The following is a 14,608-nucleotide window of genomic DNA, read 5'->3' on the forward strand; positions in this document are numbered from 1 at the left end:
AAATCCAACGGCCAGCTCCTTGGCCCACAGCACGCCATGGCTACCGGGACTTGCAACGGCGGCGGCGCGGCCCCGCGTGGCCCGCCGGCGGCCAACGGTGGCGGCGTGTCCGCGGCCGAGGTCGAGGCGCGGGTCGCGGCGGCGGTCGAGCGTGCCCAGGCCGAGTCCAGCGTGGCGATCGGGGCGGCGATGGCCGCCGCGCGCGCCGCGGAGGACCGTGCCGCGGCGGCTGAGCGTCGTGCCCGCGAGCTGGCCACGCTGGTGTGCGGCGAGCCGCGTCAGCTGACGCGCGGCGAGCTGTCGGACCTGCGCGAGACCGGCCCGACCGGGCCGGCCGTGATGGCCAACGCGCTCCGCACGCTGCACAAGGCACGCGCGGCCGAGGACCGTCGCGCGCTGACGAACGCCCTGGGCGACGTGGCTTCGGCCGCGGTCGGCTGGCGCGATCGCCTCTGACAAGTCCCCGGCCGCTTCGGTGGCCGGGGCGAGCTTTCCCTCCCCAGGACGGCCCCGGTCCGGTGCTCGCCACACCGGACCGGGGCGGAGGCACGAAGTTGACGACGCCCCGGCCCGACTGCTCCCCACGGGCCGGGGCGGACGGCACGAACTTGAAGACGCCCTCGGCCTGGCCCCGTGTTCCTGCTGGGCCGAGGGCTGTGGGCGCGCGGGCGTGGGCGGGGGTGGAGCTCCGCGCATGACGCTGCTCGGTGCGTTACGTGGTCCGGGGAGCACACCGTCGGGCGCCGCGTCAAGCAACTCGCGCTTCGCGGCGAGCCGCTTGACCCGACGCGGCCGGCGCGCTCTGGGCTGGTCAGGCCGGCTGGGGCCGGCGAGCCCGGGCGCGGGCCAAGTGCGCACGTGCACTCGAGCGCTGGGTTTCTGGGCGCAGCGACCAGAAACCCAGCGCTCGATGCACCGAGCGTTCACTCTTGAGCCCGCCACCCAAAACTGAACACTCGCGCGGAGTTGCGGGCCAGGCCCGCGCCCGGGCGCAAACCGGCGCAGCCGCTCACCCGCACAAGAGCGCGCCGGCCGCCGCGTGTCAAGCGGCTCGCCGCGCAGCGCGAGTTGCTTGACACGCGGCCCGACGGTGTGCTCCCCGACGCGACTACGAGCCGAGCGCGCCACCCGAGCTGAGCTCCACTACGGCCGCACGACCTTGCCCGAAGCGAACTCCACCACGCCGCGCCCGTCGGCGTCGAAGGAGGCACGCGCCGAGTCCGCCGCGCCTAGGTCGACCGGGTCGCTGTCGCCCACCGCAGCGCGTAGACGGCCGCGGCTCACGAAGACCGCCAGGACCGTGCCGTCGTCCCGGATCGCGACGTCACGGATCTCGCCGTGCGCCGCAACCCGGCGCGGTTTACCGTCCAACGAGCCGACCAGGACCGGGTGGCGGAACCCGCCCCGCTTGTAGCTGCCGGTCACGTCGTTCCACATCAGCGCCGCGCGGCCGTTCGCGGACACCGCCAGGACGAGGTCGAGCGGCGCTCCCTCGTCGGGGTCGACCGACGTGCCTTTGTCGACCGTCCGGGCCTCGCCAAACAACCGGCCGGAGTCGCGCGTCGCGGCGCGCACGAGGATCGGGAGGTCGACCTGGAGGCCGCTGTCCTCGGTCGCCCAAGCCACGACCGCGCGGCCGTTCGCCGCGACCTCCGCCACCACGCTCGTGTACTCGCTGGTCCGGCCGAGCGTCACGCGCCGGCCGAGCTTGCCCGCGCGGGACACGGTGACCGCGCGCACGCGGCCGCGCTCGCCGTAGGCGACCAGCAGCTCGCCGTCGGGCTCGAACGCGAGCGCGAGCCCCGACAGGAACGGGTTCAGGCCGTCGTAGTCCGACGACCGCACAAGCGTGACGACACGCTCGCCGACCGCCAGCCGCAGGCGTTGCACGCGCTCGCCACGGTGCTCGATCCAGCCCAGCGCGACCCTGCCGTCCGCCGAGCAGGCCAGCGCCGTCAGATCGACGGTCCCGCGCGCCGGCAGCTCTTTCGCGACCCCGTCCGTGACCAGCGCGAGCGGCTTCTCGGAGACGCTGACCGCACTCCCGCCGGCTTCGACCGCGCCGTCGGAGCGCGCGCTCGAGACCGGGCACGCCCTCGGCACGGCGCCGGCGGCCGCGCGCTCCGGCGCGGCACTCGGCGTCGGGGAGGCGGTCGGGCGGGGGCGCGGCGCGGACGACGAGCAGCCCGCGACCAGCACGGCCACGAGCGCGAGCACGGGAAGTCGCATGCGGCCAGCGTCGCGTCGCGCGCCGACCGTCACAGCTCCCCCTAGGTGGACGTCAACTCACACCCCGCCCGGAGCAACGCCGCGCGCAGCTCGTCGACGTCAGGCACCGGCGAGAAGCGGCCGTCGCCCAGCACGTAGATCCGGCACGTCAGCGACGGCGGCTCGTCCGACGGGAACAGGTCCACGCCGTCGACCCGCACGGTCGGCGAGCCCGGGAACCGCTCGCGCGCCGCGTCTTCCTCAGACACGATCTCGAGCTCCGCGAACGGCACGCCGAGCCCGCGCAGCTGCTCAGCGACCGCCGGATGGGACGGGCAGCCCGCCCACCACAGCAGCTCTACCGCCACTTGATCGAGCAGCCGACCGGCTTCGTCTCCGCCGCGGCGACCGGACGCCCGGCGAGCACGTCGTCCAGCGCCGCCCGCAGCCACTCGGCCCGCAGCGACGGGTCGTTGTAGTCGCCGTCCGGCGCGCCCCGGTAGACGACGCCGGTCGCGTCGGTCACGAACACGTCCGGCGTGACGGTCGCGCCCCACGCGCGAGCGACCTCCTGCGAGGAGTCCACCAGGTACGGCCCCGCGAACTCGCCCGCGTCCACGCGAGCGCGCATCGCGTCCACGGAATCCCGCGGGTACTTCTCCGCGTTGTTGGAGTTGATCTGCAGGAAGCGCACGCCACGGTCGGCGTAGTCGCGCGCGACGTCCTGGAGCCGCTCGTGCCAGGCGAGCGCGTACGGGCAGTGGTTGCACGTGAAGACGACGACGGCGGCGGCCGCACCGTCCTCGTGCAAGGAAACCGAGGTACCGGACGTATCGGGCAGCGTGAACGCGAGAGCCATGGGATCCACCTTACGCTGCGCCCGATGCGGGTCCTCACACGCGAAGCGCTCACCGCCACGCTCGCCCACCGGCAGGGCCTGATCACCCGCTGGATCACCACGCCGCAACAAGCGATCCAACGCCTGACGCCCCTCCAGGGCCAGGAGGCGCGCGCCCCGTTCGTCGCGCTCGCGGCCCGCGTCGAGGGCTTCACCCGCGAAGCCCTGGAACGAGCGATCACCGACCGCCAGGTCGTCAAGTCCACGCTGATGCGCATGACCCTGCACGTCGCGGCGGCCGAGGACTTCCCGGCCTACGCGTGCCTGCTGCGCCACTCCCGCATGCGCAAGTGGCGCGCGACGGATCCCGCCATCGACGAGGAAGCGGCCGAGCTCGCCGACTGGTTCACCACGCCCCGCACGAACAAGGACATCCGCGAGAAGATCGAAGCGCCCGACCTGTGGACGCCGATCCTCCGTGCGCGCACGCTCGTCCCGCTCGTCCAGCTCCCGCCCGCCGGCCACTACGCCGACAAGGGCCGCAACACGCTGTTCGTGAAGGACCCGCGGCCGCTCCCGACCCACGAGGACGCGGCGAAGACCGTCCTGACGCGCTACCTCACCGCGTTCGGCCCCGCCCAGAAGCGCGACCTCGCTGCCTGGGCCGGCGCCGCCCAGCGCGACTTCGACTTCGACGCGCTCGAGCTGACCCGCTACCGCGACGAGCAGGGCCGCGAGCTCCTCGACCTGCCCGGCCAGACCATCCTCCCGGCCGACACACCCCTCCCGCCACGCTTCCTCGGCAACTGGGACCAGCCGCTGCTCGCCTACAAGGACCGCGACCGGATCATCCCGCCCGCCGTCCAGCCGCTCCAGCTCACGCTCTCCGGCGACCAGACGCTGACCGTCGACGGCCGCGTCGCCGCGAGCTGGCGCATGGACGAAGGACGGATGCTGATCACGCCGCACACGGACTTCCCGACCGACGGCATCCGCGAGGAAGCCTTGCGCACCGCCAAATTCTGCGCGCCCCACGCGCACGCGTACGACGTTGTCATCGAATGACCCTCAACCAATCGGCGGAAACGCCGATAGTGCGGTTAGAGACCGAAATGGCTACCGGATTCGCAAGCGCACTCAGTGAGGGACAGCCGGCTCAGCTGGATCTGGGCGACGTCGCCGTCCCCTGCCTGGTCGTCGGGTTCACCGGCGCCGACGTCATGCTCGCACCGCAGGCGCCGCTCCCGGAGGACGCGCTCGCGCCAGGCTTCACCACCTATCTGCTGATCGAGGCGGGCGGCAGCCTGCAGGCCCTGAAGGCCCAGATCAAGCCCGGGTACGCGGAGGGCGAGCTGATCGCCACGCTGCTCGACTCGTTCCGCCTCGGCCAGCGCCGCACGTTCAGCCGCGCCCCGCTCGTCCTGCCCGCGCACCTGCGCCCGGCCGGGACCGAGCAGGCCCCGAACACCACCTTCACGCGTGATGTCAGCGCCGGCGGCATGCGCGTCGCCAAGCAGTCGAGCTACATCGAAGCCGACCTCCACGAGATCGTAATCGGCCTCGTCCAGGCGAACCGTGAGATCCGCGCGACCGCCGAGACGGTTCGTGTGACGAACACCGACGTGTCGCTGTCCTTCGTGGACATCGAGCCCGCGGATCGCCTGCTGCTCGCGCAGCTGACGTTCGCGTATCACCGCCGTCGCGCAGGCTCGTAGCAACCGATACGCTCCGCCCAGTTCCTGACTGGGAGGAGAGAGATGGCTGGTTCGGTACGGGTCACGATGACCGTCAACGGTGCTCAGCAGAGTGCCGAGGTTGAGCCGCGTCTGCTCCTGGTCCACTTCCTCCGTGAAACGCTGGGACTGACCGGTACGCATGTGGGCTGCGACACGTCCAACTGCGGCGCGTGCACGGTGCATCTCAACGGCGAAGCGATCAAGTCCTGCACGCTGCTGGCCGCTCAGGCGGACGGCGCGGAGATCAAGACGATCGAGGGAATGGGCCAGGAAGGCGCGCTGCATCCGCTGCAGGAGGCGTTCTGGGAGCACCACGGGCTGCAGTGCGGGTACTGCACGCCGGGCATGATCATGGCTTCGGCCGACCTGCTCGAGCGCAACCCGAAGCCCAACGAGGAGGAGGTCCGGGAAGCGCTCGCGGGCAACCTCTGCCGCTGTACCGGCTACCACAACATCGTCAAGGCGGTCATCGCCGCCTCCGAGACGACGGCATGAGCGCCACCGCCGCCGAGCCCTGGATCGGCCGGCCGCTCAAGCGCAAGGAAGACCCGCGGCTGATCATGGGCCGCGCCCGCTACATCGACGACATCAACGCGGTCGGCCAGCTGTGGGCGGCGTTCGTCCGCTCACCCGAGGCGCACGCGAGGATCGCGTCGATCGACACGTCGGAGGCCAAGGCCTTCCCGGGCGTGCACGCCGTCTTCACCGGCAACGACCTGGACCTGGAGGCGCCGCTGCCGATGGCGTGGGTGCCGCCGGGGGTCGAGGTCAAGAACCCGCCGCACTGGTCGCTCGCCAAGGACGAGGTGCACCACGTCGGTGACCCGGTCGCGCTCGTGATCGGCTCCGACCGCTATGCCGTGGTCGACGCCGCGCAGCTCGTCTCGGTCGAGTACGACCCGCTGCCGGTCGTCGTGGACCTGGAGAAGGCCTACGAGGGCGGCGATCTCGTCCACGCGGACCTCGGCACCAACCAGTGCCACGAGTGGTCGCTCGGCGGGGGAGACCTGGACGCCGGGTTCGCGGCCGCGGACGTCGTGGTCGAGCGCCGGATCGTCAACCACCGCACCGCGGGCGCGGCGATCGAGCCGCGCGGCGTGCTGGCCGACTACCGCGCGGGCAGCCTCACGCTCACGTCGAGCACGCAGGTCCCGCACTTCCTGCGCCTCTTCCTCGCGCTCCAGTTGGGGATTTCCGAGGACCGGATCCGCGCGATCGCGCCCGAGGTCGGCGGCGGCTTCGGCTCCAAGCTGCAGATCTACGGCGAGGAGATCGCGCTCGCGTGGGCGTCACGCAAGCTCGAGCGGCCGATCAAGTGGGTCGAGTCGCGCACCGAGGGCATGCTCGCCACCCACCACGGCCGCGACCAGATCGCCTACACGAAGATCGGCGCGACCCGCGACGGCAAGATCACCGCGTACCACACGAAGATCCTGCAGGACCTCGGCGCGTACCTGATGCTGCTCACGCCGACGATCCCGTCGCTCGGCGCGTTCGTGATGAGCGGCGTCTACGACATCCCGGCGGTGCAGACCGACATCGTCGGCGTCTTCACCAACAAGATGCCGACGGACGCGATCCGCGGCGCCGGCCGGCCCGAGGCCACGCACCAGATCGAGCTGATGATCGACCAGCTCGCCGACGAGCTGGGCATGGACCGGCTCGAGCTGCGCCGCAAGAACTTCATGCGGCCGGAGAGCTTCCCGCACGAGACGGCGATCGGCGTCGTCTATGACTCGGGCGACTACCCGAAGGCGCTGGACACGCTGCTCGAGCTGGCCGATCTGGACGCGATCAAGGCCGCCGCGCCGGCCGGCAAGCTGCGCGGCATCGGCTACTCGACCTACACGGAGATCTGCGGCCTCGCGCCGTCCCGGGTGACCGGGCCGAGCGGGTTCGGGCTGCAGACGGGTCTGTGGGAATCGGCGATGGTGCGCGTGCACATCACCGGCGCGGTCACCGTCTACACGGGCACGTCGCCGCACGGCCAGGGGCTGGAGACGACGATGGCGCAGATCGTCGCCCAGCGACTCGGCTGCGACCCGCAGAACGTGGAGGTCATCCACGGCGACACCGGCACCGGCCCGCAGGGGCTCGGCACCTACGGCTCGCGGTCCACCGCGGTCGGTGGCGAGTCCGTCGCGCGCGCGACGGCGAAGATCGTCGACAAGGCGCGCCAGATCGTGGCGCACCAGCTGGAAGCGGCGGTCGACGACGTCGAGCTCTCCGGCGACAAGTTCTCCGTCAAGGGCTCGCCGGACAAGGGCATGACGATCGGCGAGATCTCGATGGCCGCCTACATCCCGGAGAACCTGCCCGAGGGCATGGAGCCGGGGCTGGAGGAGCTCGCGTTCTACGACCCGGAGAACTTCGTGTTCCCGTTCGGCGCGCACGGCTGCGTGGTCGAGGTGGACCCGGACACGGGCAACGTGGACGTCGTCAAGTACGCCGCGGTCGACGACTGCGGCCCGGCCATCAACCCGAAGATCATCGACGGCCAGGTGCACGGCGGCATCGTGCACGCGATCGGACAGGCGCTGTTCGAGCGCATCCACTACGACGACGAAGGCCAGCTCGTCACGAGCAACTTCGCCGACTACGCGCTGCCGAGCGCGGCCGACGTGCCGTCGTTCGACCTCGATCGCACGGAGACCCCGTCGCCGGTCAACTCGCTCGGCGTGAAGGGCATCGGCGAGGCGGGCACGATCGCCGCCTCCCCGGCCATCACGAACGCCGTGCTCGACGCCCTGCGTCCGCTCGGCGTGACGTTCATCAACATGCCACTCGGCCCGCAGCGGGTCTGGGAAGCGATCCAGGAGGCGAAGGCGTGATCCCTGCCGAGTTCGACTACGTGGCTCCGGCCTCGCTCGACGATGCGCTCAAGGCGCTGGCCGACGGGGGCGAGGACGCCAAGGTGCTCGCCGGCGGGCACTCGCTGATCCCGCTGATGAAGCTGCGCATGGCGGCGCCGTCGCTGATTGTGGATCTGCGGCAGCTCGGCGAGCTCAAGGCCGTGTCGGAGGACAACGGCACGATCCGGCTCGGCGCGCTGGTCACCCACCACACGGTGGCGACCGGCGGCTTTGGGCTCGTCTCGGCCGCGGCGGCGACGATCGCCGACCAGCAGGTCCGCAACATGGGCACGATCGGCGGGACGCTCGCGCACGGCGACCCCGCGTCGGACATGCCCGCGGTGCTGCTCGCCTACGAGGGCTCGGTGCTCATCCGCGGCTCCGGCGGCGAGCGCGAGGTCGCGGCCGCCGACCTGTTCGAGGACTTCCTCACGACCGCCGTGGGGGAGGGAGAGATCCTCACCGAGGTGCGGTTCCCGAAGCTCGACGGCTACGGGTACGGCTACGAGAAGTTCAACCGCCGCCAGGAGGACTGGGCGATGGTGGCCGTGTCCGCGCTGGTCAAGAAGGGCGCCGACGGCACCGCCGAGGACGTCCGGATCGGGCTCACGCACATGGGCTCGGTGCCGTTGCGGGCGACCGCCGCGGAGGACGCGCTGCGCGGGAAGCCGCTGAACGCCGAGTCGATCGCGGCGGCGGCCGAGCTGGCCGCGGAGGGCACGGAGCCGCCCGCGGACCTCAACGCCTCGCAGGACTACAAGCGCCACCTCGCGCGCGTGTTGACGCGGCGCGCGCTGACGACTGCGGCATCATGATCCGCTAGGTGCAGTCACCGCAGGATGTTTCGCGGGCCTTGGCCGGCGAGGGCTACCTCGCCGACCAGGGTCTCGCCACGGCCGCGTACCTCGCCTTCGCGCTCGAGCAGCCGCTCCTGCTGGAGGGCGAGGCGGGCGTGGGGAAGACCGAGGTCGCGCGTGCTTTGGCGGCCGCGACCGGCGCCGAGCTGATCCGGCTGCAGTGCCACGAGGGGATCGACCTCCACCACGCGGTCTACGACTGGGACTACCAGCGCCAGCTGCTGGCGATCCGCGCGGCCGAGGCGGGTGCGCCGGCGCGTGAGCTGTTCGGGCCGGAGTTCCTGCTGCGCCGGCCGCTCTTGGAGGCTTTGGAGCACGAGGGCGGCCCGGCCGTGCTGCTGATCGACGAGATCGACCGCGCCGACGACGAGTTCGAGGCCTTCCTGCTCGAGTTCCTCGCGGACTTCGCGATCACGATCCCGGAGCTGGGCACGATCACCGCCGCGCAGCGCCCGCTCGTGATCCTGACGAGCAACCGGACGCGCGAGCTGCACGACGCGCTCAAGCGCCGCTGCCTCTACCACTGGATCGACTACCCGTCGCCCGAGCGGGAGGCCGAGATCGTCCGCACGCGGCTGCCTGGCGTGCCGGAGGAAGTCGCAGCGCGCGTGTGCAGCGCGGTCGCGAAGCTGCGCGAGCGCGAGCTCTACAAGCTGCCCGGCGTCGGCGAGACGATCACCTGGGCGCGGGCGCTGCTCGCGCTGGACACCGACACGTCGCTGGACGACACGCTCGGCGTGGCGCTCAAGGTGCGCGAGGACATCGATCGCGTGCGCCGCGACAAGGTCCTCGAGGGTGCCTGAAGAACCGCGCGTCGCCGCCGGCCACGCCCAGATCGCCGAGCAGGCGCGCGAGAACGTCGCGCGCCGCGCCCGGTCCTGGGAGGCGGACGAGGCGACGATCGAGCGCGCCGAGGCCTTTCTTAAACGTCCTGGACGTTTAAGTTCGGTAGGCGCACACGCCACGGGGCAGGTCGCCGCGCTCGCCGCCCAGCTCCGGGCGCACGGCGCGCGGGTCGGGCTCGGTGAGGTGCTGGCGGCCCAGCGTGCGCTCGCCGCCGTCGACGCCGCCGACCGCACCGAGGTGTTCTTCGCCCTACGCGCGTCGCTCTGCTCCACGCGGGCGGAGATGACCGCGTTCGCGGGCGCGTTCACCGCGGTGTTCGGCGCGGGGGAGACGCGCGACCCCCTGGACGAGCTGGGGGAGATCGCCAAGCAGGCGCTGCCACGGGTCGGCATCCCGCCGCAGGGCGACGAGCCGCAGGGCACCGAGCTCACGCCCGCGCCCGCCGCGTGGAGCGAGGAGGAGCTGCTGCGCGAGAAGGACTTCGCCGAGTACACCGACGCCGAGCGGGCGGCCGCGCGGCGACTGCTCCAGCGGATCGCGCTGCGCGGGCCGCTGCGCCGCTCCCGCCGCACCGTCCCGACCACACGGCGGCGGGAGACGCACGACCTGCGCGCGACGATCCGCGCCTCGCTGCGCACCGGCGGCGAGCTGCTCGAGCGCCGCTACCGCGAGCCCGCGCAGCGCCCGCGCCGGCTCGTGCTGATCTGCGACGTGTCCGGCTCGATGGCGCCCTACAGCCGCATGCTGCTCCAGTACATGCAGGCGTGCGTCGCCGCGCGGGCGCGCGTGGAGGCGTTCGTGTTCGGCACGCGGCTCACCCGGGTCACGCGGGAGCTGCGCGGCCGTGACTCGGACCGCGCGCTGCAACGCGCGGCCGCCGCGGTGGACGATTGGTCGGGGGGAACGCGGATCGGCGAGGCGATCGCCGTCCTCAACCGCGAGCACGGCCGGCGAATCGGTCGCGGCGCGATGGTGATCCTGCTCTCCGACGGCTGGGACCGCGGCGAGCCCGAGGAGCTGGCGGAGGAGATGGCCCGCCTGCAGCGCACCGCCTACCGCGTCATCTGGCTCAACCCGCTGGCCGCGGACCCGCGCTACGAGCCGCTCACCCGCGGCATGCAGGCCGCCATGCCGCACGTGGATCGCCTGCTCCCGGGCAATTCGATCGCCTCGCTCGAGGCGCTGGCCGAGTTGATGGAGCGGGAGACCGCAGACCGCTAAAGCGTCCGCGTACGGACATCGCGCAAGCGTTTGCTGAATACGTTCTCTGCGACTCACCAATTCGGAGTGTCGCTCGAAAATTGCAACTTTCCTCGCACGGCCGTCCGTTGACAGGTTCTTTTCAGGGAAGTCACCCGTTCGGCCGATTGTCGGCACCGTGCTCGACCCGCTGATTGCTGCAACCGATCAACCGCCCCGACAGGTCCACTGAACCGCTTCATCCCTGGAGGGTCCCCATATGCGCATGTCCGTGCGTACCAAGCTGTTCGGCGCCTTTGGCGTCGTGATCGCACTGATGGTCGTACTCGGATTCGTCGCCATCGCCAAGCTCGGCTCGGTCAACAGCCGGGCGGAATACCTGGGGGACACGAGCATCCCCAGTGCAGAGATCACGGCGCGTGTACGGTCCGCGTCCGCCAACTACCGCAGAGTGCAGAACCGGCTGATCTTCGCCACCGAGAAGGACCGGCCGCGGTTCTTGAAGGAGCTCGAGACGTTCAAGGCCGACACCGACGCGCAGTTCGCGAGCTACACGAGCATGAAGACCGACGCGCGCAACAAGGAGCTCTACACGCAGACCAAGACCGCCTGGACCGAGTTCCGCGACGGCCTGGCCGGGTACGGCGACCTGATCTCCAACGGCCAGGTAGACGCGGCCAAGGAGCTGCTGACCGCGTCGCAGGGCCAGCTCGACCAGCTCAACACGAGCTCCGGCGCGTGGCGTGATTACAACGGCAAGCTGAGCGACGCGGCCGTAGCCGAGGCCGCCTCCACCTTCCGCTCGGCGCGCACGATGGTGATCATCCTCCTGGTCGTCGCCGGCCTGCTGGGCGTAGCGCTCGCGTTCCTGATCGCCCGTTCGATCACCCGCGGCGTCGGCCAGATGCTGAAGGCGGCGGAGGGCATCGCCGAGGGTGACGTCGAGCAGCACATCAACATCACGAGCAAGGACGAGCTCGGTGAGACCGGCGCGGCCTTCGAGCGCATGATCGCCTACCTGAAGGAGATGGCCGGCACCGCCGACCGCGTCGCCGGCGGCGACCTCTCCGTCGAGGTCAACCCGCGCTCCGAGCGCGACCTGCTCGGCAACGCGTTCAACCGCCTCGTGACCGACCTCAACGGGATCGTCCGCGAGCTCACGCAGGAGGCCGCGACCGTGTCGTCGGCCTCGCAGCAGATGGCCTCCACCTCGGAGGAGACCGGCCGCGCGGTCGGCGAGGTCGCGTCCGCGATCTCCGACATCGCCCGCGGCGCCGAGCGCCAGGTGCGCATGGTCGAGTCCACCCGCAACGCCGTCCAGGAGGCCGCGCGCGCCGCGACCGCGAGCGCCGACACCGCTTCCGCCACCACCGAGGCCGCCGAGCAGGCTCGCGGCGTGGCGCGCGACGGCGTCGTCGCCGCCGAGCGCGCCACCGAGGCGATCCGCCAGGTCGCCGACGCGTCCGCCGAGATCGGCGTCGCGATCGGCGAGCTCTCGCAGCGCAGCGAGAGGATCGGCGGCATCGTCGACACGATCACCGGCATCGCCGAGCAGACCAACCTGCTCGCCCTCAACGCCGCGATCGAGGCCGCCCGCGCCGGCGAGCAGGGCCGCGGCTTCGCCGTAGTGGCCGAGGAAGTGCGCAAGCTCGCCGAGGAGTCCCAGGCCGCCGCCGCGCAGATCTCGAACCTGATCGGCGAGATGCAGACCGAGACCGTACGCGTCGTGGACGTCGTCTCCGCCGGTGCCCAGCGCACCGAGGAGGGCGTGACGACCGTCGAGCAGACCCGCGCCGCGTTCGAGCAGATCGGCGGCGCCGTCGAGGACATGAACGGCCGTGTAGCCGAGATCGCCGCCGCGGTCGCACAGATCAACGCCGAGGCCGAGCGCGCCGAGCACGACATCGTCGAGGTCGCCTCGGTCGCCGAGGAGTCCTCGGCCTCGAGCGAGCAGGTCTCCGCGTCGACGCAGCAGACCAGCGCGTCGACTCAGGAGATCGCCGCGTCCGCCCAGTCGCTGGCCGGCACCGCCGAGCAGCTGAACCTGCTCGTGAAGCGGTTCACGCTGGTCTAACTCCGTTCAACGTACTCCTCGACGATCCGGCGCTGCACCGACGTGAGCCCGTGTAGTGCGTCGCCGGACGCGAGGAGCTCCGCGGCCTGCGCGAGCGTCAGTCCCGTCCCGGTCAGGATCTGGCCGATCAAGGGCGGGACGTCGCCCGCGCAGACGCCGCAGTCCGGCAAATCGCTTCGCGGATTCGCTTTCACGTCGCTTCGCGCCGTCCTGTCACTCATGCGGCCGCCTGGAGCTTGTTCGACAGGCAGGCGCCGAAGTCGCGCAGCAGCCGCCCCGAGAGGTCCTGCACGAGCCCGCCGAACAGCGCGATCCCGCCCACCTCGGCGAGGTCGGCGAAGGCGGTGACCTCCGCGAAGCCGTCGCGGGGCGCCACGCTGATGACCGCGCCGTGATGGCCGGTGTGCAGGTGCAGCACGCGCGCGACCGGGTCGCTGTGGGTGATCTCGACCGACCCGTTCAACCGCGCGAACATCACGTGCAGCTCGCCGTGGAAGAGGTCGCCTTCGCGCCCCGTGATGCGCGCGCCCGGCAGGCACGGCACGATCAGCTCGAGGTCGTTGAGCGCCGCGAAGACGTCGTCCGCGGCGGCGCGGACCTCGAAGGTCTGCTCGATCTTCACAGGGCCTGAAGCTCCTCGGGCGTGTCCACGTCGACGGCGTCGGCGAGGTGGGAGGCGTCCCACTTGCGCACGTTGAAGCGGGCGAGCAGCTCGCGCGCGCCCTGGTCGCCGCGCAGCTCGCCGGCCGCCGCGAGCACGGCCGGGCCGAGCACGACGGGATGACCGGGCCGGCCGGCGTAGAGCGCGCGCACGGCGTCGTACCCGTCGAGCTGATCGAGCGCGGCCGCGATCACCTGCGGCGTGATGAGCGGCTGGTCGCCGAGCGTCACGACGACGGCGTCGGCATCGCCCGCGGCTTCGAGCCCACGGCGCAGCGAGGCCGCCTGGCCCTCGTCCCAGTCGGTCGCGATCACGACCTCGGCGGCGCCGAAGTCGACCCGCGCGCGGATCGCGTCCGCGTCATGGCCGAGCACGACGATCACGCGCTCCAGCCGGTCCACCGCCAGCATCGCCTCCAGCGCGTGGGCGAGCAGCGGCCGCCCGCGCAGGTCGGCGAGTTGCTTGGTCGCGTCGCCGAACCGGCGGCCGGCACCGGCGGCGAGGATGAGACCGACTGGCATCTGGGACTCCAGGCTAGTGCCCCGAGTCGGAAGTTCACGGGCACCTACCGGACGTCTCGCCGCGCCTGGCGGCCGCCGACGATCCCGCACGTACCACCAGTATGCGCTGGAATCACCGCCGGACCCAGCCACGACGATCGGGCCCGCTATGCGCACGCGACCGTTCGACTCGCGACCCTAGCCAGCGCGCGCGACGAGCGCCGCCGCGTCCAGCACTTCCATCCGCCCGCGCTTGAGCGCCAGCTCGCCGCGCGCCTGGGCGTCGCGCACGACCCGGTTGACCGTCGCACGTGAGGTGCCCGCCAGGTTCGAGAGCTCCTCCTGGGTCAGCGGCACGACGCCCTCGGAGATCCCGAACTCCGCCAGCCGGCGCAGCACGCGCCGGTCCGCGGGGATGTAGTGCGCCTCGAGCAGCAGCTCCGAGAGCCGCCGGACGCGCAACGCGAGCGCGCGGGCCAGCAGGTCCGCGACGCCGGGGTAACGCTGGACGAGCGCGTCGAAGTCGAGCTTGTGGATCGCGCGCGTCTCGGCCTGCTCCAGCGCGACCACCGTGGCGCTGCGCGGGCCGACGCCGTCGAGCAGCGCGATCTCGCCGAACGTCTCACCTGGGCCGAGCAGCGAGAGCATCACGGTGTCGCCGAGCGGGGTCTGGATCCGCACCGCGAAGCGCCCGGAATGCACGAGGTGCAGGGAGTCCGCGGGGTCGCCGTGGTGGAAGACCACCTCGCGGCGCGCGAACGTGCGCCGGCGCGCGATCGACAGGACCTGCCGCGCGTCCTCCTCGGGAATCCCGGCAAGAATCGGCCACTGCATCC

The 14,608-nt window shown here is 71.9% G+C and carries 15 protein-coding genes and 1 pseudogene; 9 read left to right on the plus strand and 7 right to left on the minus strand.

Annotated features, from left to right (window positions below; all coding sequences use genetic code 11):
- Positions 1-456, plus strand: a pseudogene (locus tag OJ997_RS29015) (hypothetical protein); the annotation flags it as partial.
- Positions 457-1,143: 687 nt separating this feature from the next.
- On the opposite strand, the gene OJ997_RS29020 reads toward OJ997_RS29015, so the two are convergent.
- The 3 genes from OJ997_RS29020 to OJ997_RS29030 are packed head-to-tail and all read right to left on the minus strand — an operon-like array spanning position 1,144 to position 3,067.
- Positions 1,144-2,229, minus strand: a complete 1,086-nt coding sequence (locus OJ997_RS29020; RefSeq protein ID WP_270028847.1) for a hypothetical protein — start codon at positions 2,227-2,229, stop codon at positions 1,144-1,146.
- Between the two features lie 41 nt (positions 2,230-2,270).
- A complete protein-coding gene (locus OJ997_RS29025) occupies positions 2,271-2,576 on the minus strand; it encodes a hypothetical protein (protein ID WP_270028848.1) in 306 nt (101 codons plus the stop codon).
- Positions 2,567-3,067 carry a thioredoxin family protein gene (locus OJ997_RS29030; RefSeq protein ID WP_270028849.1) on the minus strand — a complete coding sequence of 167 codons (501 nt, stop codon included), beginning with the start codon at positions 3,065-3,067 and terminating at the stop codon, positions 2,567-2,569. The genes OJ997_RS29025 and OJ997_RS29030 overlap by 10 nt, the downstream gene beginning before the upstream one ends.
- A 24-nt stretch (positions 3,068-3,091) precedes the next feature.
- Between OJ997_RS29030 and OJ997_RS29035 the strand changes: the two genes are divergently transcribed.
- From OJ997_RS29035 to OJ997_RS29070, 8 genes are all read left to right on the plus strand, one after another.
- Positions 3,092-4,111 carry a winged helix DNA-binding domain-containing protein gene (locus tag OJ997_RS29035; RefSeq protein WP_270028850.1) on the plus strand — a complete coding sequence of 340 codons (1,020 nt, stop codon included), beginning with the start codon at positions 3,092-3,094 and terminating at the stop codon, positions 4,109-4,111.
- A gap of 47 nt (positions 4,112-4,158) precedes the next feature.
- Entirely contained in the window at positions 4,159-4,761 is a 603-nt protein-coding gene (locus OJ997_RS29040; protein ID WP_270028851.1) for a PilZ domain-containing protein, read from the plus strand.
- Positions 4,762-4,827: 66 nt separating this feature from the next.
- Positions 4,828-5,277 (plus strand): (2Fe-2S)-binding protein, encoded by a 450-nt coding sequence (locus OJ997_RS29045; protein WP_270028852.1) that lies wholly within the window; start codon positions 4,828-4,830, stop codon positions 5,275-5,277.
- Complete coding sequence (locus OJ997_RS29050) at positions 5,274-7,613, plus strand: xanthine dehydrogenase family protein molybdopterin-binding subunit (protein ID WP_270028853.1); 2,340 nt, start codon at positions 5,274-5,276, stop codon at positions 7,611-7,613. The genes OJ997_RS29045 and OJ997_RS29050 overlap by 4 nt, the downstream gene beginning before the upstream one ends.
- Positions 7,610-8,449, plus strand: a complete 840-nt coding sequence (locus tag OJ997_RS29055) for an FAD binding domain-containing protein (protein WP_270028854.1) — start codon at positions 7,610-7,612, stop codon at positions 8,447-8,449. Before OJ997_RS29050 ends, OJ997_RS29055 begins: the two co-directional genes overlap by 4 nt.
- A 38-nt stretch (positions 8,450-8,487) precedes the next feature.
- The gene (locus tag OJ997_RS29060; protein WP_270028855.1) at positions 8,488-9,294 is read left to right on the plus strand and encodes an AAA family ATPase; all 807 of its coding nucleotides are present in this window, start codon (positions 8,488-8,490) and stop codon (positions 9,292-9,294) included.
- Positions 9,287-10,558: a vWA domain-containing protein gene (locus OJ997_RS29065; RefSeq protein ID WP_270028856.1), complete on the plus strand. Its 1,272-nt coding sequence runs from the start codon at positions 9,287-9,289 to the stop codon at positions 10,556-10,558. The genes OJ997_RS29060 and OJ997_RS29065 overlap by 8 nt, the downstream gene beginning before the upstream one ends.
- A 244-nt stretch (positions 10,559-10,802) precedes the next feature.
- Complete coding sequence (locus OJ997_RS29070; RefSeq protein ID WP_270028857.1) at positions 10,803-12,611, plus strand: methyl-accepting chemotaxis protein; 1,809 nt, start codon at positions 10,803-10,805, stop codon at positions 12,609-12,611.
- Here the strand turns inward: OJ997_RS29070 and OJ997_RS29075 are convergent.
- The 4 genes from OJ997_RS29075 to OJ997_RS29090 form a co-directional block, all read right to left on the minus strand.
- A complete protein-coding gene (locus OJ997_RS29075; protein WP_270028858.1) occupies positions 12,608-12,832 on the minus strand; it encodes a hypothetical protein in 225 nt (74 codons plus the stop codon). The two genes, OJ997_RS29070 and OJ997_RS29075, sit on opposite strands and share 4 nt — an antisense overlap.
- Positions 12,829-13,233 carry an SRPBCC domain-containing protein gene (locus tag OJ997_RS29080; protein WP_270028859.1) on the minus strand — a complete coding sequence of 135 codons (405 nt, stop codon included), beginning with the start codon at positions 13,231-13,233 and terminating at the stop codon, positions 12,829-12,831. Before OJ997_RS29080 ends, OJ997_RS29075 begins: the two co-directional genes overlap by 4 nt.
- Positions 13,230-13,793 carry a nucleotidyltransferase family protein gene (locus OJ997_RS29085; RefSeq protein ID WP_270028860.1) on the minus strand — a complete coding sequence of 188 codons (564 nt, stop codon included), beginning with the start codon at positions 13,791-13,793 and terminating at the stop codon, positions 13,230-13,232. Before OJ997_RS29085 ends, OJ997_RS29080 begins: the two co-directional genes overlap by 4 nt.
- A 177-nt stretch (positions 13,794-13,970) precedes the next feature.
- The gene (locus OJ997_RS29090) at positions 13,971-14,606 is read right to left on the minus strand and encodes a Crp/Fnr family transcriptional regulator (protein WP_270028861.1); all 636 of its coding nucleotides are present in this window, start codon (positions 14,604-14,606) and stop codon (positions 13,971-13,973) included.
- Positions 14,607-14,608 lie beyond the last annotated feature (2 nt).

The sequence above is a fragment of the Solirubrobacter phytolaccae genome, assembly GCF_027587195.1.
GTDB lineage: Bacteria > Actinomycetota > Thermoleophilia > Solirubrobacterales > Solirubrobacteraceae > Solirubrobacter > Solirubrobacter phytolaccae.